Below are 22,403 nucleotides of genomic sequence, written 5' to 3' on the forward strand. Positions count from 1 at the left end.
AGCAAAAATGGCCTTATTTTCGAGTACCGAAGCGCAGCATACACAGAGTATGTGAACATCGGAACACAGAAAAGCAGGTCAGTTTAGCTAGTAGAAATAGAAACAGACCTTAATGCCTGGGTGAAATGAATCACAAACCAGGCTATAAGTCCATCAGTAGAGGAATTTTCAGTAAATCACTAAACCCCAGCGATATCAATTGTTTTCATTTTAACATCCATCTGCTTGTTATTTCGCTGAATGGATACCGTTATTTGTTCCCCAACTTTTATATCGGTAAGCATATTGTATAAAACATCATAGTTAGGAACTGCATGTCCATTTAATGCTACGATAATATCACCTAACTCGATATGCCCCCAAGCATCTCGGTGAGTACCGCGCAAATGAGCTTTATCTGCGGGTGTATTGCGTATCACGTCTGCAATTAATATTCCTTTGCGTATGCCTAATCGATGAGCAATACTCGGTGGAACACTTTGAATACCAATCCCGGACAATACGACTCGCCCATTTTTAATAATTTGCGTCACGATACGATCAATATCATCTGCTGGGACAGCAAAACCAATTCCAGCAGACGAACCTGATTGGGAATAAATCATAGTGTTCATACCAATTAATTGTCCAGCACTATTCAATAATGGGCCTCCTGAATTGCCTGGATTAATTGGCGTATCTGTTTGAATCATATTACGAATTGTAACCCCGCCAATGCCTGGAACTTTTCTACCCAAAGCAGAAATCACACCTTTAGATAAACTATGATCCAGACCAAAAGGATTACCAATCGCAATTGCCTTTTGCCCTACCATGAGATCATTAAGATGTACTATTTCAAACGGTTTAAATTCTTTTAGCAGCGCCAAGGCTTGTGGTGATTCAATCTTTAATACAGCGATATCCTTACGTGGCTCTGCTCCGACGACTTTAACAGGTACCGTCAACTTACCTAAAGTAATTGCCAATTTATCAGCACCCTTAATCACGTGAAAATTGGTAACTATATACCCATTATTATTCCAGACAATTCCAGAGCCTGCTCCATCGGATACTTGCTTTTTCTGTAATGATCTATTGGTTATTGTTGCTAATCTGTGAACATATACTACCTTAGGGGATGCGTCATGAAAAACTTGTACCGTATTTTGTTCATCAGGAAGAAGGGAATTTACACTTGTACTATGTCCTGGTAAAGCCAGAATAGAACATAGCATAAAAGTAATAAACCATAAAAAACGTTCTCTTGCCATCAATATATCTCCACCAATTAGGACCATATGCGTGCATTTCTCCAAATGCAGGTGAATTGTAATATATAACGACAAAAATGTCATCAAATGAGTCAGAAGAATAATTTTCACGCAAATGTCATTGAGTGAGTTTTCTCTTCCTCTTTCTTTTTTTCTTGTTGATTAACATCATCATGCTGCTCATCTTGGTGTACTTTATCTCGTGGCTTAGCCTCGTTATGCACTACATCTTCCTGTTTCTCAGGCACCGGATCATTTATTTCGTGTTGTATTTTATCTACGTTCGCTCGTGACACATTCTCTACTCGCGTTTGCACCAGCGAAATTCCGGGAGTTACTGATACTCCAAAATATTGCATCAAAAATTGTATTGGCATCATGAGCATATCTTTAAAAGTCATAGTTGATGCTTCCATGCTTTTCACAGCCACAATTTCTGTATCATCGATATGACGTAAATATACTTTTTCCAACAAAGCTGAATGCTGTTTGTACACACTATCCAAACTGGCATTCCGTGACTTTTCCTGGTTCAAAAGATATCTTTGAAAATCAGTATGGGCATCCCATAGAGAAGCTCTTCTTTCTTGTAATTCTTTGAGCTCACTATCATAGAATGCTATTTTATGATCAATTTCTTCTCTTAATCGATCACACGCAGTTTTCCGCTCAGATGAAACAGCCCCACTAACTATTGAGTCTGACTCTTTCACAATAACTTTGGCATAACGCTCAACAAGCTCTGTTTTTTTGTTTAAAATCTCTTCTATTTTAGTATCTATATACCTAATTGCTTCTTTATTAGCTCCTAGCACTTGGTAATGAGAGTCGAATCGCTTCTCATTTTGCATTTGCGCGCGGATTTGCTCCAGTTCCATTACTTCTTGGGTCAATGCCCTGCTTTGTGCCATATCATTTAACTGCTTGTCTCGGCTTAACAGGATTTGTCTTATAAATGCCGCCAAAATAACAACAGCCCCCAATGCTGCAGTACAAATAAGTGCTATACTGACTGGCTCCATAGTCAACTCCTTTAATTGGACAAATGAATCAATTGAGTATGAATTTCAACAGCAAAATACTGACTAAAAGTTTGGAGTGAATCCATCAATGGCCATTGATCGGGCTGACTTGACATACGACTCATCGCTGCTGCAAAAATGGAAATATAGTTCTCTTTGATAAAGGGTTTTATCTCAGTCAAATTAGAAAAATTTTTCACCAAAGCAGTAGCATTTTCTTCCAAGTGTGATAATTCTACCTTTTCAATAACTCCGACCAAATTATCTTGGTCCTCCATTGTTTTTTTAATCCAGTTAAGTAAAGCCACACGAGGTTTAATGAACAGTAATTGATGACTTGTTTCTATTGAAGGTTCCATTAACACAATATGGTTGTGCAATTCAAATTTAAAGCAACAAAGAAAATCAAGAAAATTAGTTTCAATTTCATTGCGTGCTTTATCACCTAGCCAACGACAAATTTCGTGGCGAAACATTGTTGAAAAATGCTTTTCTATTTCATCCAGGGTCGCATCATCTGAGTTTTGTTTGTGTAATACATATGCGGTATTGTCAATTTGCAATAATCTAAGATCTGGTAACTTTGCTTCAGGTAATTGCGAAGCAAGAAATGATAAAAAAACAGCTGTAGGTTTTAATACCACGATTTCATGTTGGCGGTCGTGCATCGATCTCTCCTTAGATTTGACCTAAATCACCTACCAACAAATTACAGCACACACCTAAATGCATTGAGCCTGCAATCTATCTTAAGATCTTTTTTGCTCTGTGGCATTCAATTCAGCCCCTATTTTAAAATTAAAAAAATCTTAAAAAAACTCACAGCGTCAATGCATTAAGTGAATTCGCTACAATCTTTAGCAAATGATTCAGCTGACTTTACTCATCCTGAGTACAGCAAAGGCCCCTATTTAAAACGATAGACTATATATCGACACTTAGCGAGTCATCTTTAATTTTTTGATGACCTAGGTGAAATTTTATCATTTAACTTATGAAATATTTTAATAACTTATTGAAATTAATTAAATTTTTATGAGATAACATGTCATATCCAAGCAAGCATTTATTCCAAAAAGAAAGATATGCAAGTATCAAATTCAGAATTCATTAAGATAATATGTTCATTTTATAACCCAATTGATTTATAATATTTCTTTTTGCCAAAATTATTGTGGTCGTTATCATGTATAACAAATTAGAAGCAACACATCAACTTGAAGAAACTCAGAAAAAACGGATTCAACTTTTATCCAAAATCCAACAACTGCCGACTAAGGAATTAAATGAATGCTTCGCATTTTGGTTAGGAAATGATCCCATCAAAAAAGGAGATCTGGAACCTTATAAAACAGACAAGCCTTTTGTTTTTGTAGGAACTTCTATTTTTGGTGCTATTGCTTTGGCCTGTAATTTAGGGGAAAAAGTAAGTAGTGTGCCGCAAGTAATTATTGTTGACTTAAGTCCACAAGTTGCAGACAGTTGGGATTTAATTAAAACCTATTTTGGTTCAAGTACTGAAACTGAACCAACATCATTTGTTAATGGCTTTATTCGATTTTTAAAGGAAAAAAACATACACCAGTTTTCTATGGATATTTATGATGATGAGTCATTTCAACAATTGCATGCTTTACTTATGAATCTAATGGAAAAATATGGCTTTACACGTGTTAAAGAGATGATCAATGATGCGATCATTCTAAAACAAAGCTGGGCTCATAAGGAAACATTTCAACAAATTCGCGAAGTCTATGCTGATTTAAATATTTATGCTTATCCTTCTAATATTATTCATAGTATTGGCGATTTGAAAACTCAAAAGGACGTTGCACAGTGTGTTGAAATTCTGAAACCCGTTTTATCAATTCAAACGAATCTGGATAATGGAGAACCCAAAAAATTTCATTTAATTGAAAAGAGCACTATCTCATCAATTATGAGGGCTTTAGGCCCAGGCCCTTTTCTTAAAGAAGAGGAACAATTACAATTTAACAATGAGTTTTATACTACTAGTCCAAGTTCATTCTTTTATCAGCCAGCTGAGAAACAAGGATCAGGAAGCATTCTTCAACTCTCTTCATAAATATAACTTAAATGGTACTGAGTACAATACTCAAGTGAGACTACGAGTATGCATCATTTAAATGGATATTAATGATCATTACTCATTGACCTGGAGCATTACTTTTTTTACAGTACGTCCACAATAAAGCATCAAAGAATTGCTCGCGTGGACAAACAAAATTTGTACAAAAAATTTAGTCAACCATTACTACAATGGTATGCCCTATACGGACGTAATAATCTTCCCTGGCAACAACCCCGAACACCCTACAGAGTATGGCTTTCTGAAATTATGCTTCAGCAAACTCAAGTACAAACCGTTATCCCTTATTTCGAACGTTTTATGCAGCGATTTCCCAACATAGATGCTTTGGCTCAAGCAAACGATGATGAGGTACTTTCTTTGTGGTCAGGACTTGGTTATTACAGCCGTGCCCGAAATCTTCATCAAACCGCAAAAATAGTGATGCAACAGTATGGTGGTGTATTTCCTGATGATTATCAGTTACTAAAAGAATTACCAGGAATTGGTCCATCTACTGCAGCAGCTATTGTGTCACAAGCCTTTAACCAACCTGTCGCGATTCTTGATGGAAATGTTAAACGAGTTTTAACTCGTTTTTTCAGAATTAAAGGTTATCCTGAACAAGCACAAGTAAAAAAAACACTGTGGGAACTGGCTGACTCGTGCATGCCTCATGAAAATTGCGCTGATTATACTCAAGCAATTATGGATTTAGGTGCACTATGCTGCACTTCAAAAAAACCGGATTGCCTTAATTGTCCTCTTCAGAACAATTGTCTTGCATTGAAATACCAAGAACAACATCTCTATCCTGAAAAAAAAGTAAGAAAACCCATACCTATTCAATACCAACAATTTCTGGTTTTACACAATGAACAAGGCCACATTTATTTAGAAAAAAGACCTCCTATAGGGTTATGGGGTGGCTTATGGTGTTTACCCAGTCTGGATGAAGGAGATTGTCCCCTGGATTTTATTCGTCTGAATTATGATTTATCCGGAGACTCACCACAGCAACTTTTAAATTTTAAACATCGTTTTAGCCATTTTCATTTGGAAATCAATGCGCTGAGCATAAAAACTAAAGCATTAGGCAACATAATGTCTGAGCAACAAGGGCAGTGGTTTGCAAAAGAGCAAATACATTCTATAGGATTAGCTCAACCCACCAGCAAAATATTATCGTTTCATTACACTATGTTATTTAAAAAACGATAAGTTTCGTAAGTAATCTATTAATCCGAGCTAAAACTATAATTGATTCAATGCATTAAATATAGCTCTATCCAGACCAAGCTCATTTAACTTAATGAGCCCCCGCTGGCTAATATTTTAATCGCTACTTTTGCATCAGGTTGGCCTAAATTAGCAGCAGCATTTATCCAAAACCAAGCTTTTTTTCGGTCTTCTACTACTCCTTTACCATAATAATACATATAACCTACAGCATATTGCGCATCAGGTTGACCTTGCTGAGCTAATGGTTTTAAACGGATAAAAGCCTTACGGTAATCTTCGACTCTGAAACTATCAATTCCTTCACGCAAATTAATTTTGTTAGTGACAGCACATCCAGCAAGAGCAGAAATAAAAATTACACCGATTAATCGATTAAATAAACGTCTCATAAATTTTTATCCCCTTCCAAAGGCTTTGCTACTGGCTCAAAGATTAATTCATTTTTGGGTAAACTTAAACTCTCTAAAGTACCATTACGTTCAACCAAAATCCCGGCAGCCATAATACGTTTGATCACAGCACCACCAGGTATCGTATCACCCAATTTATAAGTGCTTTCCTCTCCATTCGCAGAACGAATGATGACTTGGGAGTCATCTATCTTATTAGCAAATAAGATCCCTACTAAAGTAACATTCAACATGGATTTTTTAATACTGGATAAATTATTTGAAACATAAACGCCAAATAAAGAAGAGTGTAAAATCGCATCAAAGGAATTCTGTTTTGCTATCACCGGCATCTCTTTTGTGGTTTCAGGTACCGTCTGACGAGTTATAGGGGAAAAGATTAAAGTAGCGTATTCAGCGATAATCAGTACGGAAAACAATGAAATCAAGACAATAATAATCCATTGTGCGTATTTTGCTGAAAATAAAGCATGAAGATCAAATTTCATTGCCAAAACGACCCCTGAACTATTAATTGCCTGTACATGAAAACTTCGCTATGCCCTGACTAAACCCCAAAAAAGTAGAACTTGCCTATACATACAACCCCCACTAGAATATCCTACATAAACCACTCTGAAAAGATCACTCTTTGCTAATGCAAGAAAGTATCGACATAAAAATTTTACAGCCCTTAAGGATAGTCCAATGAAAAAGCATCACTTTGAAACTCGAGCCATTCATGCTGGCCAGGAACCATGTCCAAGTACCGGTGCAGTTATGACTCCTATCTATGCAACATCTACCTACAAACAAATGGCTCCAGGGGAACATCTTGGCTATGAGTACTCTCGTACACATAATCCAACTCGTGGAGCCTATGAAGGATGTATCGCCAGTTTGGAGTCAGGTGAGCGTGGTTTTGCTTTTGCTTCTGGAATGGCTGCAATCAACACAATTATTGATTTATTAGATGCAGGAGATCATGTTGTTGCCATGGATGATCTTTATGGAGGCACATTCCGTTTATTTGATAAGGTTAAAACACGCACATCTGGATTATCCTTTTCTTTCATAGACATGTCTGACACGCGCAATATAGAGGCTGCGATTACCCCCAAAACCCGTATGATCTGGGTAGAAACACCCTCAAATCCCATGTTAAAACTGGCTAATTTACGTGAAATAGCAGTGATAGCAAAACGCCATAATCTTATAGCAGTTGCAGACAACACTTTTGCAACTCCCTGGATTCAGAAACCTATAGAGTTAGGATTTGACATCGTACTGCATTCAGCAACTAAATACCTTAATGGTCATTCAGACGTAGTCAGTGGGGTTGTAGTTGTTGGTGATAATCCTAATTTAGCAGATAAAATTGCTTTCCTGCATAACTCCTGCGGCGGAATTGCAGGTCCATTTGATAGTTTTCTTGTTTTAAGAAGTCTGAAAACTTTATCGTTGCGTATGGAAAGACATTGCGAGAACGCACTTCATTTAGCAAATTGGTTGAGTACGCAATCTAAAGTAAAAAAAGTTATTTATCCAGGCCTTACAAACCATCCCCAACATGAGTTAGCTAAAGAACAAATGCACGGATTTGGCGGCATGATTTCCATGGTAATTGATGGCGGCATTGATGCAGCCAAACATTTTCTTGCTCGTTGTGAGTTGTTTACGCTCGCTGAAAGTTTAGGTGGTGTAGAAAGCTTGATAGAGCATCCAGCAATTATGACTCATGCGTCTATACCTCCAGAAAAGCGTAAAGCGTTGGGCATAGAGGATGGATTTATTCGACTCTCTGTAGGCATAGAACATGTGAAAGATTTACAAGCTGATTTGGAATATGCGCTTGCATATTAAAGCGAGGATGCCATTGGCTAGCCTGGGTGCAGCGCAGCGAAACCCGGGGGAGTTCTTAATCAGTTGACCCGGGTTTCGCTGCGCTGCACCCAGGCTACAAATGACACAGGAAAAATAGATGCAGACTTTACAAACTCTAATTGAACACGCTTTTGAACAACGCCAAACATTATCAATTGATACAGCATCTCCTGAACTTATTGCGGCGGTGAATGAAGTACTTTCTTGTTTGGACAACGGCCAGTACCGAGTTGCGGAGAAAATAAATAATGAATGGGTAGTTCATCAGTGGATAAAAAAAGCGGTTCTTTTATCTTTTAGACTTTATCCCAATCAAGTGATTGATTCAGGTTTCTGTCAGTTTTATGACAAAGTACCCCTCAAATACAACAACTATACTGAAGAACAATTCAAACAAACAGGAGTGCGCGTGGTTCCGCATGCCATAGTTCGCAAAGGTGCTTACATTGCAAAAAACTGCGTTTTAATGCCATCTTATGTCAATGTAGGCGCATATATTGATGAAGGTGTCATGGTTGATACCTGGGCGACTGTGGGTTCTTGCGCTCAAATCGGCAAAAACGTGCACCTTTCAGGTGGAGTAGGCATAGGCGGTGTTTTAGAACCCTTGCAAGCCAACCCCACAATTATCGAAGACAATTGTTTTATCGGTGCCCGCTCAGAAGTCGTCGAAGGCGTTATCGTAGAACGAAACTCCGTATTATCTATGGGTGTCTACTTAGGACAAAGCACTAAAATATATAATCGTCTCACTGGAGAAATTACTTATGGCCGTATTCCGGCAGGATCAGTGGTAGTCGCAGGGAGTCTGCCCAGTGAAGACAAAAGTTACAGTTTGTATTGTGCGGTCATTGTAAAACAGGTAGATGAAAAAACAAGAGCAAAAGTAAGCATTAATGAACTATTGAGAGCAAGTTAGCATGACGAAAGTATCTCCTGATCTAGAGGCAGACTTACAAGAAATCGTAACAAAACTTGTTCATTTTCCCTCGATTACACCTGAAGATGCGGACTGCCAAGAATTTATGATCCATTTTTTGGAACAAGCAGGATTTACTTGCCAACGTATGAATAAAGGGCCTGTTTCCAACTTCTTTGCTTCTTATGGAGAATCAGGCCCTTTGCTTGTATTTGCTGGTCATACCGACGTGGTTCCTGTGGGTGACCTAGCAAAATGGCTGTCTGATCCTTTTATAGTGGAAAATAAAAATGGAATGCTCTATGGGCGTGGTGTTGCTGACATGAAAGGAAGTCTTGCGTGCATGCTGCTTATGGCACAACGATTCGTAAATACTTATCCCAAATTTCAGGGAAGATTAGGTTTCCTTATCACTAGCGGTGAAGAAGGTAATGATTATGATATGGGCACACCTTATGTCATGCAACTCCTGGAAAATCAAGGCATTCACATTGATTATTGCATTGTAGGGGAGCCATCAAGTACTCATCGAGTGGGTGATGTAATCAAAATTGGCAGGCGTGGTTCATTAAGTGCCCAAATTACCTTACATGGGAAACAAGGGCATGTCGCCTACCCTCATTTGGCAGACAACCCAATACATAAAATTAGTCCCGCACTTGCGAAGCTGACCACAACACTTTGGGATCAGGGTAACGATCATTTTCCGCCAACATCCATGCAAATTACCCACCTCCAATCAGGAGGCCATGCTGCAAATATAATTCCTGGAGAGTTGGTTCTACACCTGAATTTTAGATACTCAACAGAACAAACACACCGCTTATTAAAAGAAAAAGTCATTGCTACTTTTCAAGAGCACGATCTGAATCCTATTATTGAATGGCGTCTAAGTGGTGAACCTTTCTTGACTTCCCAAGGTGCCTTATTGGAAAGCTGTAAGGAAGCAATCCTCGCACACACTGGAAATTCACCGGAACTTTCTACCAGTGGTGGAACATCTGATGGCCGCTTCATTGCACCTTATGGTGTTGAAGTAGTAGAACTCGGACCCGTTAATACCACCATTCACCAAGTAAATGAATGTGTTTCCTTAAGTGATCTGTATCAATTAGAAATTTTATATTTTTCGATCTGCGAAAAATTATTAATTAATTAATGTTGTAGTCTATACTTTGAGAAATACAGTTGAATTTATTGCAATTTTGTAGCTTTGTAGCCTGGGTGCAGCGAAGCGAAACCCGGGGGTTTCTAAATAAATTCCTGGGCTTCGCTCGCTGCACCCAGGTTTTTATAGCTTCACTTACTAAGCTTTAGGACAAGACGCAAGTGAATGAGGCGAAGGAGTGTATATATAAGCCGAGTGAGCTTGCAACGCAGTATAAACTTAGTTGGCGAGGCTATAGAGGACGATTCTATAAAAAGGAGAGACAAGCATGAAAGGTTGCAAATTAAGCCCTGTGGGTCTAGGTCTTGCATTTGGGGTTCTTTGGGGCATATCTATTTTAATGCTGGGGCTACTTGCTTACTATTATACCTACGGACATGGTTTTGTAGTTGCAGTAGGTTCTTTATATCCTGGATATGAGCCTTCAATCAAAGGAAGTTTATTAGGAGCTGTTATAGGCTTCATTGATGCATTCATCACAGGCTTTCTGATTGCTTGGCTATATAATTTGTTTAGTGGCTGCAAGTGCGTCTGTTGTGACAAGCAAAAGGATGTGGAAGTAAAAGATGTCAGAGTAAAAAAAGAGCCGAAAGTAAAAAAGGTTGAGAAGTAAAATAGTAGTTGAACTCTGGTGCTGGCTTGCAAAGCCCAGCACCAGAGTTCAAAGAATCTCAGGTTAGTAACCTTTAGCTCAACCTACATAAGATGCAAGTGATTAGTTTACAACATGCCATGTACCATCTGGCTGACGGCATGCACTACCACGTAATGTTTGTGGTTTTCCATCAATGATTGCCTTAGTTAGATACTCACGGCAAGGCAAGCGTTCACGATAATAAGTACGGGTAGGTTGTACTGTATAACTATTTCCAGTGTCTGGGTTTGACCAATGTACTGATTTGCCGGTGGGTGCAGTTTCTAAGGCACGTTGCATTTCCATTCTATCCACTTTATCCATATATTTACCAATTTGACCACCTAAATAAGCACCAGCAATAGCACCACCTGCTGTTGCAGCCAATTTAGCTGCAGGGCCACCACCAAATTGGCTTCCAATCAATCCGCCGATAACTCCACCTGAGATAGTACCTACGTCTTCATGATTCATTGAGGCACAACCAACCAATAATAAAGACAATGATGCAACAGCTATTTTTTTCATAACATATCACCCAATTAAAAGGTTATAGAAATCGGTTGTAATTCTAACATCACGCTCAGTTATTATCCATAGTTAAGAGAAATCTAAATATTTTAGCCTGGATGTAGCAAAGCGAACCCCAAGTTTACCTAAGCTCCACATCATTGCTTCCAGGCTACAATGTGCGCGGATTACAATCAAAAATAATTCATTTAATCGTGACGCACTCGCTCAGAAATCTGACATAATAATTCATAACCTGAAGTTCCTGCTGCTTGTGCAATTCGCTCAACTAAAATATGTATCCCCCAAAGCTCAACAGGTGCTCCAGGTTTTATTTCGGGATGATCTGTTAAGTCTACAGCAAGCATATCCATTGAAACTCGCCCTACAATAGGAACCTCTTTGCCTTGCACCCAAACCGGGGTATTTGCCGCAATATGCCGTGGATAACCATCACCATAACCCGCAGCAACAATACCAATGATGGAAGGTTTTTCGCTTTTCCAAATACCACTATACCCAACTTGAGCCAAAGGAGGATTATGATGAACTGCACTAATTGCTGAAACAAAACGCATTACAGGAAGCAAACCCAAATCAATTGCAGTCTGATCGGCAAAAGGTGACACACCATAAAGCATAATACCAGGCCTGACAACATCCATATGAGTTTGTGGAAAAGAAATAATAGCAGCTGAATTGGCAACACTGCGTTGGCTAAACCCAGAGACAGAAATACTCTCAAACAAAGTAATTTGCTGATAATTTTCTATACGTTCAGGTTCATCTGCACACGCTAAATGGGTCATCAAGCCAATCTCTTTATCCACCCAAGGACAAGACTGCAATGCATCCATTACTCCTTGCAATTCATGAGTCTTAAAACCCAAACGATGCATGCCCGTATTCACTTTAACCCAAAGTTTTACCGGCGTATCCAGAGGGGTATTTAAAAGCCACTGCACTTGATGCGGTTGATGAATCACGCATCCAAATTGATGCTGTGCTACCACCTTAAATTCATCAGGACTAAATATGCCTTGAAATAGAATACAATGAGTTCGTATTCCAATTTTACGAAGAACTAGGGCTTCCTCAATACAAGCGACACCAAAAGCATCTACATGTCCTTCCAATATTGGTGCTACAACATGTACACCACAACCATAAGCATTGGCCTTAACCATAGCAATTATTCTCTTGCCTGGGGCAAAATGTCTTATTCGCGTTAAGTTATGATGTAAAGCGCTTGGCTCTATCACCAGTTTGGTAGGTCTGGACACCTAATCTACCCCTTGATAACCATTATAAGCTAAATCTTCAAAACGAGTGTATTTACCAATAAAGGCTACACGAACCTTACCAATTGGACCATTTCTTTGTTTGGCCACAATGATTTCTGCTGTTCCCTTATCTGGACTGTCTTCATTATAGACTTCATCTCGATAAATAAAACAAATTAAGTCGGCATCTTGTTCGATCGCACCAGATTCACGCAAATCAGACATAACAGGACGTTTATCTGCGCGTTGTTCCAAACTTCGGTTCAACTGGGATAAAGCAATAACCGGTACCTGTAGTTCTTTTGCAAGCGATTTAAGACTACGTGAAATTTCAGATATTTCTGCTGTTCTATTATCAGCGTTAAACCCGGGCACTTTCATTAATTGCAAATAGTCTACCACAATTAGACCCAAGTTACCTTGATCCTTGGCCAGCCGCCTGGCTCGCGCACGCATTTCCCCAGGACTTAAAGCGGGGGTATCATCTATAAATAAAGGGGCTTCCGAAAGCATATGTACGGCTGAGGTCACGCGAGGCCAATCATCATCATCCAGTTTACCCGTTCTAATCTTATGCTGATCAATGCGCCCTAAAGAAGACATCATTCTCATGGCCAAAGAATCCGCCGGCATTTCCATAGAAAAAACAAGCACAGGTTTTCCAGATTTAATCGCACCATGTTCTGCCATATTCATAACTAAAGTCGTTTTACCCATGGAAGGACGACCCGCAACAATAATTAAATCAGAAGGTTGCAATCCTGAAGTCATTTCATCCAAATCAGACAAACCTGTGGCAAGCCCAGTAATTGCATCACCATTATGATAAAGTGCATCAATTTTTTCCACTGCACGAACTAAAATTGATTTTATATTTTCAGGCCCGCCATCGCCGCCTGTTTGTTCGCCTATAGCAAAAACTTTAGTTTCTGCCATATCAAGAAGCTCAGGAACTTGTCTACCTCCAGGATTATATGCTGAATCAGCAATTTCGGTGGCTACAGTAATAAGCTGTCTCTGCACTGATTTTTCGCGAACTATATCAGCATAAGCAGATACGTTAGCAACGCTGGGGGTATTATTAGCCAATTCGAACAAATAGGCTTCCCCACCAGCATCATCTAATTCGTTATGAGACTTTAATGCATCAAGCAAAGTCACTACATCAAAAGGTTGATCTTTTTTTACCAAAGTGGAAATTGCTCGAAATAAAATTCGATGCTCGGTGCGATAAAAATCTGCTTCACATAATTTATTACTGACTTTGTCCCAAACCTGATTGTCCAACATTAATCCACCAATAATGGATTGCTCCGCTTCCACTGAATGAGGAGGGCGTTTTAATGGATCAACTGTTTTTTTGGAATTTTGCAGATCGTACATAGTCGTGATGTAATGAGAAACTTGGAACAAGGTCTATTGTAATGTTCTTTTACATAGATGTCATCCCGAACAAAGCCGTTCGGGATGAATTATGTTGTTAAGCTACTGTTTTTTCCAAACTTGAGTACGTCCCAATAAGGAAATACCCAGATATCCTCGGACTAAAAGTTTATTTCCCTGAGCAGTGATTTTAGCGCGATAGATTTTCCCTGATTTAGGATCTAAAATAGAGCCACCGCCCCACTCATTATCCCCTTCTTGCTTTAATCCCCACATAAAGGTCAATCCTTCAACTTTTTTTCCTTTAAACATACCAGGACAATTTTGGCAAATTCCAGTATCACCTGGTTGTGGAAATACCTTATTAATAACTGCACTTAAAGTACCACCCGACTCACTAATGGTAACAATGGCTCTTTTCTTACCGGTTTTATCATCAATTGTGACCCACTTACCTACTGGCGATGCGGCAAGTGCTGCAGGTAAATAAAACACAGCAACAAAAAAACCACAAGCTAGCTTCCATAAGTTCATAATTTTCTCCATGTTTACAATCATTTAATAGCTTATGCTATGATTGAATACTATGCCAGCATTAACGAAGTAATTTTTTATAAATGAGTGTGCCATGTAATCTGGGTGCGTAGCAGAACCCGGGATTAAGAAGTTTGTTGATATCGTAAACACGAGTTCCGCTGCGCTGCACCCAGGCTACAAGGGTAATCACATTATATTTAGGGAGTCTGTTTCCAATTCGTTCTCTTGAGTCATTGGAAACAGGCCCTACTCTAATGGCGTAAAAAACCGCTCTACATCTTCTTCGCTTAAAGCCATTGCTTTGGCCGGATCAGCAGATAAAACCCCTTCAACTAATTGTCTCTTTTTCTCTTGCATTCCTAAAATAGCTTCTTCCACTGTACCCGAAGTAATTAATTTATAGACAAATACGGGATTTTCCTGACCTATTCGATGTGTTCTATCTGTAGCTTGGTCTTCTACTGCAGGATTCCACCAGGGATCATAATGAATTACTGTGTCAGCACGCGTTAAGTTAAGCCCCGTGCCGCCTGCTTTCAAGCTGATAAGAAAAATTGGAACTTTTCCTTCCTGAAATTTTTCTACCATTGCTTGTCGATGTACTGTTTGGCCTGTTAACTTTAAATAATCATAACTTCTCGCATGCAATTCATCTTCAATTAACTGCAACATGGAAGTAAATTGTGAGAAAACCAGGACCCGCCTTCCTTCGCCTATCAAGTTATCCAACAGATCCATTAATGTCTCAAGTTTTGCAGAAGTACCATGAGCAATAGCTGCTGCGGGTAAAGACAATAATCTGGGATCACAACAAACCTGCCGTAATTTCAATAACGCATCCAGCAAAAGGATATGGCTTTTACCCAATCCCTGTTTTGCAATCGCATCACGAACTTTTTTCTCCATACTCATTCGAATTGCTTCATATAGATCACGCTGTGGCCCAATAATTTCTATAATACGCGTCATTTCTGTTTTAGGAGGTAATTCACGAGCTACCTGATTTTTTGTTCTCCTCAATATAAAAGGCTGTACTCTCTTTGTCAGCACCTCTCTTCTATTCAAATCAGCATATTTCTCAATAGGAGTTCGGAACCAGAGTCTAAATTGCTTCGCGTCACCCAATAAGCCAGGCATCAGAAAATGAAACAAAGACCATAATTCACCCAAGTGATTTTCCAAAGGCGTGCCTGTCAGGCATAAACGATGGGTAGCATGTAACTGCTGAATAATCTGTGTCGTTTTCGTACGTGTATTTTTAATAAATTGCGCTTCATCCAAAATCAGATAATAAAAAGAATAAGTTACAAATTTCTCTTTATCTCGGTGGATCAATCCATAAGTAGAAACAACGATATCATAGTCATCAAAATTATCCTGATGGCGCTCGGAACCATGATAAATTAAAACCTTTAATGATGGAGTAAAACGTTTTGCTTCAGCCTCCCAGTTCCCCACAAGACTTGTTGGCGCAACAATTAAGGTTGCTGCTTTAATACGACCTTGTTCTTTTTCATATTGTAAATGAGCCAAGGTTTGTACTGTTTTACCCAACCCCATATCGTCAGCAAGAATGCCACTGAAATGGCTTGTTCGCAAAAATTGCAACCAATTTAAACCATAGCGTTGATAATCCCTGAGCTGAGCATGCAAACCAAGGGGTGGTTGTATTTCAGGAATATGGGTTAATTGAGACAATTGTCTTATTTGATCCCTTAAAATTTCAGCGCCTTGCCAACGTGTTTTGGTTGCCGCAATAGCTAACTCAGCTTCACGCATTAAAATAAGCTGATATTTGTTAATTTGTAAGTGCTGATTTTCATCTATATGGCGCAAGCCAAATTGAAGTAACAGGCGAACCAAAGGTTTAATTCGTCCCATTTCTAACTGCAATGCACGTCCGTCATGCAAAGGCAGCTTGACTAATTGCGTATCCAGAAGATTATCCAAATCATTGCCACTGTAACGATGAATTAAATCTGCTACCAAAGGGACAATACTGACTGGTTTACCCTCAACCAAAATTCCCAATTGATATGAGAAAAAATCGGTTGTATTTTCATGCAGGTCAGAATACCACTCTACATCATCAGCATGGATCACTTCTTGATACAATGGACTGACACATTCAACACGCCAACCGCGACTTTTTAATTCAGGCACCAACTGACTGTAAACAAACTGCAAATCTGCCGAGACATTAATATTCTGCAAAACAAAATCAGCCTGTTTTACTTTTTCCCACTGTTCATTTTCCCAGGCTCTAGGTGTCCTTAACTCAAGTATTTCCTGCACTTCATCCCATTTTGATTGCTCAAAATCTCTATAACGGGTGTATTCAATTAAAAGCTCCTCCTGCTGACACACAACGGTATTACATTCTTCAGAACCGGCAATCATTAAACCTGCATAATCAAAAAGAATACGCGCTGTAAATAAGGCATGCAGTTCTTCTTCAGTGTCATAAAGCCAGGAAGATTCATTATCCAATTCATTAATGGCATCTAGAATAAGAACAGGTACTGGTGTCACTTGTCGAACCTCCCGCTTTGCAAAAACCTGCGGTACGGGAAACTCAGGACATGTTTTAGCCATTTTGCTTGCTAGTAATTCAGCCTGCTCCATTGGAATTGGAGGTGCTTTCAATAAATAACTCAATTGTTTTATTGGATATGGAGTAATTAAACGTCCCATTTTGTCTTCAGAACGATTAAAATACCAACTTTCATCCAACAGCAACGGCTCAAGCTCATTTCCTTCATGCATTAACAATAAATTTTGATGACCATTATGCGATAGCACCCATTCACAAGTACCTTGAATAGCCTCCCCCAAATGAATTGGCTCATCCTGATTTTGTATAAAAAAAGCTCTTCCAGTTGCAATGATTCGTTCTAATAATTCACTATTGCGAATGGTTAATGTATCAAACCAACCTGCAACCCCGCATTTAAACAGAAGAAGTGCTACCAAATCATTATCATCGCCAATAAAATGCTGCTTTTTGGAATCAGAGAGACTGTTAAACGGGATCATTTTTCCATAGCCACCGCGTTTTAATAGCTTGGCTAAAGCTAACTTAATGGCGATCCGGTGCTCATAGCCATCAAGTTTTAGTTCTATGAGATAAACTAAATGATGCGTCGCTTCGGGCGCTTTCACAATTGCAGCTTCTTGAGCGCGCAAATTTTTCAACCAGCTATCGAGCCGTTTATCTAATTTATTACCCGCAAAAGATTGGGAGCTTACTTTTTCTCTATCACGCAGGGCAAGCAGACACGCAGCGGCATGTTTACAATTGTATTGATAATTACAAGTGCAATGCGCTAGTTTTTTTGGCCAGACCTTCAAATCCATATGTATATCATAAATTTGACTCGAACTCCCTTTAACTCGACCTTTTAATAGACCATCACTAAAGCGGATATTAAGTACGTGTCCATTTTCAAAATATTCTTGGCCTCGTAATAATATTTTGGCCTCAAAGACCTCTGGCATTTTTGAGAGTGCTTCATTTAACATAAATGTGTTTTTTACTGGACAAAGGATCTATTTTAGTCAATTTTTAAAATAATTAACATTTTTATCTTTAAATTAAAGGTTCTTTATATTAGTTTATCGCTCTTTAGGGACTTTTAGAGTATTTATAAAGAGTATATATCATGCAGAACAAGCTTACTGTGCTTATGGCACAAATCAATCCCACGGTTGGTGCTTTAGAATCCAATAAGGCTCAAATTATAGAGGTTATAAAAAGCAAACAAGCTGATCACAATGTAATACTCTTCCCCGAATTGGCTTTAACTGGTTATCCTCCTGAAGATTTGCTCTTTCGTAAGGAATTTCAACAAGCGGTTGCCGAACATTTAAAACAGATTCAGGCCGTAACAAAAGATTGCTATGTCCTTGTGGGACACCCAAGCCTGAAAGAACAACAACTGTACAATAGCGTGAGTATTTTTTTTAAGGGACAAAAAGTTGCAGAATATCACAAGCAAAATTTACCTAACTATCAAATTTTTGATGAAGCACGTTATTTTACCCCCGGAGAAAAAAATCCATGTATTCTGGATGTAAATCATTACAAAATAGGCGTGATTATTTGTGAGGATTTATGGTATCCAGGTCCCGCAGAAGATTTAATTGAGAAAGGAATTTCTGTCTTACTCGTTTTAAATGCATCTCCATTTGATTACAGTAAATATCAAAAACGAGAAGACCTTTTAAAATCTTATGCAAAACGCGGCATATCAATAATCTATGTAAATCAAATTGGTGGTCAGGATGAACTATTATTTGATGGTCAATCATTAGCAATTGATTCACAAGGCAGGGTTTGTGCGCGCTCCCCTGCATTTAAAAAGGATTTATGTACTGTAGCTATCCAGGCAAATCATGTTGAAGGTGCCTTGTCTCCCCTTCTTGAATTTGAGCCATTAATCTATGAAGCATTAATTTGCGGCACTCGAGATTATGTGAATAAAAATCATTTCCCTGGAGTTCTGATTGGGCTTTCTGGAGGAATTGACTCAGCATTAACTTTAGCTGTAGCAGTCGATGCTTTAGGAGCGGATCGGGTTCATGCGGTGCTTATGCCTTCACGTTACACTGCGCAAATGAGTAACGAAGACGCTTTAACGCAAATAGAAAAATTGAACGTATCCCATTCCACGCTTTCGATTGAACCCGCTTTTAATGCTCTAATGGCCACTCTTGAACCCGTATTTACAGGGCGAACTCCCGATATAACTGAAGAAAATATTCAAGCACGGATTCGCGGCGTGTTGATTATGGCATTGTCTAACAAAACTGGCAAAATGGTACTTACCACTTCGAATAAAAGTGAATCTGCCGTAGGCTATGCTACATTATATGGAGATATGGTCGGAGGATTTGCTGTATTAAAAGACGTACTTAAAACCCAAGTTTATGCCCTAGCACGCTATCGTAACCGCCTATCTGAAATCATTCCCGAACGCGTTCTAACCCGCGCTCCGTCAGCTGAATTAAGACCCGATCAGACCGATCAGGACAGTTTGCCTGACTATACAACATTAGATGCAATCATTGTTGCCTATATGGAGAAAAACTTAACTCCCAAAGAAATAGTTCAGCAAGGCTATGCCCCAGAAACCGTAACTAAAGTAATTCAATTAATTAGACGTAATGAATACAAACGACGCCAATCCGCACCAGGAATTAAAATAAGCCCAACCGCTTTTGGGAAAGACTGGCGTTATCCAATTACCAATGGTTTTTTAGGATCGTAATTTTTTTCCCCACATTCCGCAGATGCGGGATGTGGGGAAAAATAACTTGCGTTACACTTGGGGCATAAGATATTAGCTAATTATTTAAAGATTTAGTTTCACGTACTTCTGATTGTTCCTCAGCAACTTTGTGTTGTTGCCAAAAAGTAGGTAATTGTGAAAGCGCCGCATATCTACTTTTATCTAATTTCTTGGGAATTTCTTTTTGAGGTTCTTCAACGACTTCTAGTTTAGATGGATTAACTTTATCAGTGGCTATTTTCTCCAAACGGGCCTTCATATGTTGTTCTAGTAAGGCAAATTGTTTTAGGTCTATTCTGCCTCTAGATTCCTTAGTTTTATCAACTACCAGCTCTCCGTGATCATTTCTCCTTTGCAATGCTTGAGATAACATGCTATTTGCTTGCAATACATGAGATAACTTGTTATTCATTTCATGCAGTTTTGATGAAGCAATTGATTGGGCAGTATTTAATTGCAGTAAATAAGCTTTTAATTGCAAAATATCCCCTTCAAGTAAGGAATCTTTATGATCAGCTAGCCAGGAATTCAGCTTTGAACCTTCAGATAAAGTAATGTCCTTTGGGACTCCCATACTATTTATCCAGCAAAGACTTGTTTCACTCTTTGTACATCGTAAAACAAAGGTTGATGTCATCCCATTTGTTATAAGCTCATCGTTTGTCAAAGCACTATGAGTTTTTGGATTTTCTGGATTGATAACTAATTGAACTTTAGCAAGATATTGTTCTCTTGCTTTGAGACACTCTAGTTTAATCCGTTTTAAATGTACTGGGTTTAATTTTTCTATATCTTGACCTTCTAATGTCGCCAGTTTTTGTGCTAACTCATCGCCTGGAGTAAGCGGATAAACCTCGCCAGTTACATCGATCCAAGAAATATGCCATTGATCATTTTTATAATTTATAACAAAAACAGTTTTGTCTTGTTGCGTGGATTGATATTGTTTCGCAGCAACCAGATTATTAAAAACCATCACGTTTTCAGTTAACTGGCGTGCGCTTTCGCGAGCTGCTTGACGCTCAATTTCTCGTGCTTTCTTATCTTCTAATGTAGCCTTATATTGAGCCATAAAATTATTAATCTCTATCAATACTTCGTCTTTAAGATCCATGATAAAGTTAGGCATAAGATGATCTTCTAAAGGCTGATAATCAGGGACTGCGTCGATTAATTCAAGAAAGAGGTAATAATTATAGGAACTTTTCACATTCCACGCACCGTCACTGATCATGAGCTTTAATTCTTGCAAGCGAGTATAAGCATCAGGAAAATCTTTCATCACATTAATTGATTGTCCTATTTTTTCACCGCGAGTTCTGGTGTATTGATAAATCCAACCAGTTATCCATGATTTTACGGGTTGTTCATATTTTTCTTCTGCTCTTCGAGCAATAGCAACTATTCTTTTGCGTCCCTCTTCTGACTCATTTGCAATTATAGCCACTACCTGCTCAACAAATTCTTTAGATATTTTTAATGGTTTTTTTTTTGGCATTTTTTGAAACTCCCTTTTCATGATGCAAATTTATCTTTACATTAATATTAATTTCATACAAGTAGAAAATTATTATGCTAAATTGATCGCATGCGTATAATCATGTTAATTTTTCTACATCATGCGAGGTTATAATAATTATCTTCCCCTAAATATCTTTCCATAAACTGAATGGTTTAGACTAACTTTTTAAAGGCAAAATTGGACTCATTTTAGATTTGAAACTTATGCACTAACAAAGTTTTGTCACAGCCGCATTATCTCGATTGGTTACACTTACTGCAGCATCCCACATAAAGTATTTTTATACAAAGATGCCAATTGGAAGTATAGTCTCTGTTTTAAATTCTGCCATAAAAATGTATCGATTGAATTTTGAGCATATTAGTGTCATCGATTCTGTTGATGCCAATACATACTCCAGAACTAAAAAATTTTTTCTATGGAAGCAAAAACATTTTTTGATGATAAAAAATACTTACGCACTCCTCCTTTCCAAAATATGCGCTTCTAGTACTTGCAAATTTAAAGTAACGAGTTAACATGATTCGATAAAAAATAATAACAAAGGGATGTTATGAAATTTGCATTTTTTTCAGTTACATTATTAGCAAGTGGTATTGCTGCAGCAGCAACTCCAGTCAATGGATGGTATTCCGGCGCATTTGGTGGATATACTCATTTAAATGGAAATGTATCTAAAAACATTTTGGGATTTCAGTTTGATAACGTTGATTATGAAAGTGGTTTTAATGCTGGATTACGCTTAGGCTATCAAAGCAACCCTATGCGCTTTGAATTGGAATATACTTACTTACGTGCCAATACCCAAAGCTTTCAAGTTGATTTCATCGATCAAACCGGGGTATCAGGAAATACCACTGCCAACATAGGTATGTTTAATATTTATTATGATTTCCCCGATGTTATCCTACCCACAATTTCTCCTTTCGTAGGAGCGGGCGTAGGATATGCTTACATTCAAACTTCTTTAAACAGTACAGGCCCCTTTGGCGTAACCCTTTTTGACGATCAGCAAAATGCCTTCGCTTATCAAGGAACTGCGGGACTTACTTTTAATTTTGCAGAAAACTGGGCATTAAATGCTGCTTATCGTTATTTAGCAACAGCGAGTTCTGGCAATTTTGGTCGAACATTACAGGCACACATGGGCAGCGCTGGCGTTATTTATCGTTTTGATAACTGCAATTATAAGTAATTGAGCATAACACGTCTCTCATTGCCTACGTCCCGCGGACAAACTGCGGGACGTAGGAGTCTACATGATTAACAAATTAAAA

At 38.5% G+C, this 22,403-nt stretch carries 19 protein-coding genes; 8 read left to right on the forward strand and 11 right to left on the reverse strand.

Annotated elements, in window-relative coordinates:
* Positions 1-179: 179 nt before the first annotated feature.
* From A8O27_RS01495 to A8O27_RS01505, 3 genes are all read right to left on the reverse strand, one after another.
* Positions 180-1,253: a S1C family serine protease gene (locus tag A8O27_RS01495; protein WP_058460375.1), complete on the reverse strand. Its 1,074-nt coding sequence runs from the start codon at positions 1,251-1,253 to the stop codon at positions 180-182.
* A 107-nt stretch (positions 1,254-1,360) separates the two neighbouring features.
* The gene (locus A8O27_RS01500; protein WP_058460374.1) at positions 1,361-2,275 is read right to left on the reverse strand and encodes a hypothetical protein; all 915 of its coding nucleotides are present in this window, start codon (positions 2,273-2,275) and stop codon (positions 1,361-1,363) included.
* Positions 2,276-2,286: 11 nt separating this feature from the next.
* The gene (locus A8O27_RS01505) at positions 2,287-2,943 is read right to left on the reverse strand and encodes a hypothetical protein (RefSeq protein WP_058460373.1); all 657 of its coding nucleotides are present in this window, start codon (positions 2,941-2,943) and stop codon (positions 2,287-2,289) included.
* 518 nt (positions 2,944-3,461) lie between these two features.
* Between A8O27_RS01505 and A8O27_RS01510 the strand changes: the two genes are divergently transcribed.
* Together A8O27_RS01510 and mutY are read left to right on the forward strand one after the other, a co-directional pair.
* Positions 3,462-4,361 (forward strand): hypothetical protein, encoded by a 900-nt coding sequence (locus A8O27_RS01510; protein ID WP_058460372.1) that lies wholly within the window; start codon positions 3,462-3,464, stop codon positions 4,359-4,361.
* 147 nt (positions 4,362-4,508) lie between these two features.
* The gene (gene mutY / locus A8O27_RS01515; protein ID WP_058460371.1) at positions 4,509-5,585 is read left to right on the forward strand and encodes an A/G-specific adenine glycosylase; all 1,077 of its coding nucleotides are present in this window, start codon (positions 4,509-4,511) and stop codon (positions 5,583-5,585) included.
* Between the two features lie 83 nt (positions 5,586-5,668).
* Here the strand turns inward: mutY and A8O27_RS01520 are convergent, their stop codons facing one another.
* Positions 5,669-5,995, reverse strand: a complete 327-nt coding sequence (locus A8O27_RS01520) for an SEL1-like repeat protein (RefSeq protein ID WP_058460370.1) — start codon at positions 5,993-5,995, stop codon at positions 5,669-5,671.
* Positions 5,992-6,504 carry a type II secretion system protein N gene (locus A8O27_RS01525; RefSeq protein WP_058460369.1) on the reverse strand — a complete coding sequence of 171 codons (513 nt, stop codon included), beginning with the start codon at positions 6,502-6,504 and terminating at the stop codon, positions 5,992-5,994. The genes A8O27_RS01520 and A8O27_RS01525 overlap by 4 nt, the downstream gene beginning before the upstream one ends.
* Before the next feature lie 199 nt (positions 6,505-6,703).
* Here A8O27_RS01525 and A8O27_RS01530 point away from each other — a divergent pair, with 199 nt between their 5' ends.
* The 4 genes from A8O27_RS01530 (at position 6,704) to A8O27_RS01545 (ending at position 10,579) form a co-directional block, all read left to right on the forward strand.
* Positions 6,704-7,858 carry a trans-sulfuration enzyme family protein gene (locus tag A8O27_RS01530; protein ID WP_058460368.1) on the forward strand — a complete coding sequence of 385 codons (1,155 nt, stop codon included), beginning with the start codon at positions 6,704-6,706 and terminating at the stop codon, positions 7,856-7,858.
* A gap of 118 nt (positions 7,859-7,976) precedes the next feature.
* Positions 7,977-8,798 (forward strand): 2,3,4,5-tetrahydropyridine-2,6-dicarboxylate N-succinyltransferase, encoded by an 822-nt coding sequence (dapD, locus tag A8O27_RS01535; protein WP_058460367.1) that lies wholly within the window; start codon positions 7,977-7,979, stop codon positions 8,796-8,798.
* 1 nt (position 8,799) lies between these two features.
* The gene (dapE, locus tag A8O27_RS01540; RefSeq protein ID WP_058460366.1) at positions 8,800-9,957 is read left to right on the forward strand and encodes a succinyl-diaminopimelate desuccinylase; all 1,158 of its coding nucleotides are present in this window, start codon (positions 8,800-8,802) and stop codon (positions 9,955-9,957) included.
* Between the two features lie 277 nt (positions 9,958-10,234).
* The gene (locus A8O27_RS01545; protein WP_058460365.1) at positions 10,235-10,579 is read left to right on the forward strand and encodes a bacteriophage holin; all 345 of its coding nucleotides are present in this window, start codon (positions 10,235-10,237) and stop codon (positions 10,577-10,579) included.
* Between the two features lie 102 nt (positions 10,580-10,681).
* Here A8O27_RS01545 and A8O27_RS01550 read toward each other — a convergent pair whose 3' ends face one another.
* From A8O27_RS01550 to A8O27_RS01570, 5 genes are all read right to left on the reverse strand, one after another.
* Complete coding sequence (locus A8O27_RS01550; protein ID WP_058460364.1) at positions 10,682-11,128, reverse strand: RT0821/Lpp0805 family surface protein; 447 nt, start codon at positions 11,126-11,128, stop codon at positions 10,682-10,684.
* Between the two features lie 191 nt (positions 11,129-11,319).
* Positions 11,320-12,393 carry an alanine racemase gene (gene alr / locus A8O27_RS01555; RefSeq protein ID WP_058460363.1) on the reverse strand — a complete coding sequence of 358 codons (1,074 nt, stop codon included), beginning with the start codon at positions 12,391-12,393 and terminating at the stop codon, positions 11,320-11,322.
* The gene (gene dnaB / locus A8O27_RS01560; RefSeq protein ID WP_058460362.1) at positions 12,394-13,776 is read right to left on the reverse strand and encodes a replicative DNA helicase; all 1,383 of its coding nucleotides are present in this window, start codon (positions 13,774-13,776) and stop codon (positions 12,394-12,396) included.
* Between the two features lie 102 nt (positions 13,777-13,878).
* Positions 13,879-14,310: a DUF2147 domain-containing protein gene (locus A8O27_RS01565; RefSeq protein WP_058460361.1), complete on the reverse strand. Its 432-nt coding sequence runs from the start codon at positions 14,308-14,310 to the stop codon at positions 13,879-13,881.
* A gap of 249 nt (positions 14,311-14,559) precedes the next feature.
* Positions 14,560-17,835: a DEAD/DEAH box helicase gene (locus A8O27_RS01570; RefSeq protein WP_058460360.1), complete on the reverse strand. Its 3,276-nt coding sequence runs from the start codon at positions 17,833-17,835 to the stop codon at positions 14,560-14,562.
* Between the two features lie 140 nt (positions 17,836-17,975).
* Here A8O27_RS01570 and A8O27_RS01575 point away from each other — a divergent pair, with 140 nt between their 5' ends.
* Positions 17,976-19,583 carry an NAD+ synthase gene (locus A8O27_RS01575; protein ID WP_058460359.1) on the forward strand — a complete coding sequence of 536 codons (1,608 nt, stop codon included), beginning with the start codon at positions 17,976-17,978 and terminating at the stop codon, positions 19,581-19,583.
* Positions 19,584-19,659: 76 nt separating this feature from the next.
* On the opposite strand, the gene A8O27_RS01580 is transcribed toward A8O27_RS01575, so the two are convergent.
* Positions 19,660-21,102 (reverse strand): hypothetical protein, encoded by a 1,443-nt coding sequence (locus tag A8O27_RS01580; RefSeq protein WP_058460358.1) that lies wholly within the window; start codon positions 21,100-21,102, stop codon positions 19,660-19,662.
* Positions 21,103-21,679: 577 nt separating this feature from the next.
* Here A8O27_RS01580 and A8O27_RS01585 point away from each other — a divergent pair.
* Complete coding sequence (locus A8O27_RS01585; protein ID WP_058460357.1) at positions 21,680-22,321, forward strand: outer membrane protein; 642 nt, start codon at positions 21,680-21,682, stop codon at positions 22,319-22,321.
* The last annotated feature ends 82 nt before the right edge of the window (positions 22,322-22,403 follow it).

The organism is Legionella bozemanae (assembly GCF_001648595.1).
Lineage (GTDB): Bacteria > Pseudomonadota > Gammaproteobacteria > Legionellales > Legionellaceae > Legionella > Legionella bozemanae.

What these genes read in the sequence shown, in the direction of transcription:
- A8O27_RS01495 (WP_058460375.1), bottom strand. Translation starts at nt 1,253, where the DNA reads ATGGCAAGAGAACGTTTTTTATGGTTTATTACTTTTATGCTATGTTCT.
- A8O27_RS01500 (WP_058460374.1), bottom strand. Translation starts at nt 2,275, where the DNA reads ATGGAGCCAGTCAGTATAGCACTTATTTGTACTGCAGCATTGGGGGCT.
- A8O27_RS01505 (WP_058460373.1), bottom strand. Translation starts at nt 2,943, where the DNA reads ATGCACGACCGCCAACATGAAATCGTGGTATTAAAACCTACAGCTGTT.
- A8O27_RS01510 (WP_058460372.1), top strand. Translation starts at nt 3,462, where the DNA reads ATGTATAACAAATTAGAAGCAACACATCAACTTGAAGAAACTCAGAAA.
- A8O27_RS01520 (WP_058460370.1), bottom strand. Translation starts at nt 5,995, where the DNA reads ATGAGACGTTTATTTAATCGATTAATCGGTGTAATTTTTATTTCTGCT.
- A8O27_RS01525 (WP_058460369.1), bottom strand. Translation starts at nt 6,504, where the DNA reads ATGAAATTTGATCTTCATGCTTTATTTTCAGCAAAATACGCACAATGG.
- A8O27_RS01530 (WP_058460368.1), top strand. Translation starts at nt 6,704, where the DNA reads ATGAAAAAGCATCACTTTGAAACTCGAGCCATTCATGCTGGCCAGGAA.
- dapD (WP_058460367.1), top strand. Translation starts at nt 7,977, where the DNA reads ATGCAGACTTTACAAACTCTAATTGAACACGCTTTTGAACAACGCCAA.
- dapE (WP_058460366.1), top strand. Translation starts at nt 8,800, where the DNA reads ATGACGAAAGTATCTCCTGATCTAGAGGCAGACTTACAAGAAATCGTA.
- A8O27_RS01545 (WP_058460365.1), top strand. Translation starts at nt 10,235, where the DNA reads ATGAAAGGTTGCAAATTAAGCCCTGTGGGTCTAGGTCTTGCATTTGGG.
- A8O27_RS01550 (WP_058460364.1), bottom strand. Translation starts at nt 11,128, where the DNA reads ATGAAAAAAATAGCTGTTGCATCATTGTCTTTATTATTGGTTGGTTGT.
- dnaB (WP_058460362.1), bottom strand. Translation starts at nt 13,776, where the DNA reads ATGTACGATCTGCAAAATTCCAAAAAAACAGTTGATCCATTAAAACGC.
- A8O27_RS01565 (WP_058460361.1), bottom strand. Translation starts at nt 14,310, where the DNA reads ATGAACTTATGGAAGCTAGCTTGTGGTTTTTTTGTTGCTGTGTTTTAT.
- A8O27_RS01570 (WP_058460360.1), bottom strand. Translation starts at nt 17,835, where the DNA reads ATGTTAAATGAAGCACTCTCAAAAATGCCAGAGGTCTTTGAGGCCAAA.
- A8O27_RS01575 (WP_058460359.1), top strand. Translation starts at nt 17,976, where the DNA reads ATGCAGAACAAGCTTACTGTGCTTATGGCACAAATCAATCCCACGGTT.
- A8O27_RS01580 (WP_058460358.1), bottom strand. Translation starts at nt 21,102, where the DNA reads ATGCCAAAAAAAAAACCATTAAAAATATCTAAAGAATTTGTTGAGCAG.
- A8O27_RS01585 (WP_058460357.1), top strand. Translation starts at nt 21,680, where the DNA reads ATGAAATTTGCATTTTTTTCAGTTACATTATTAGCAAGTGGTATTGCT.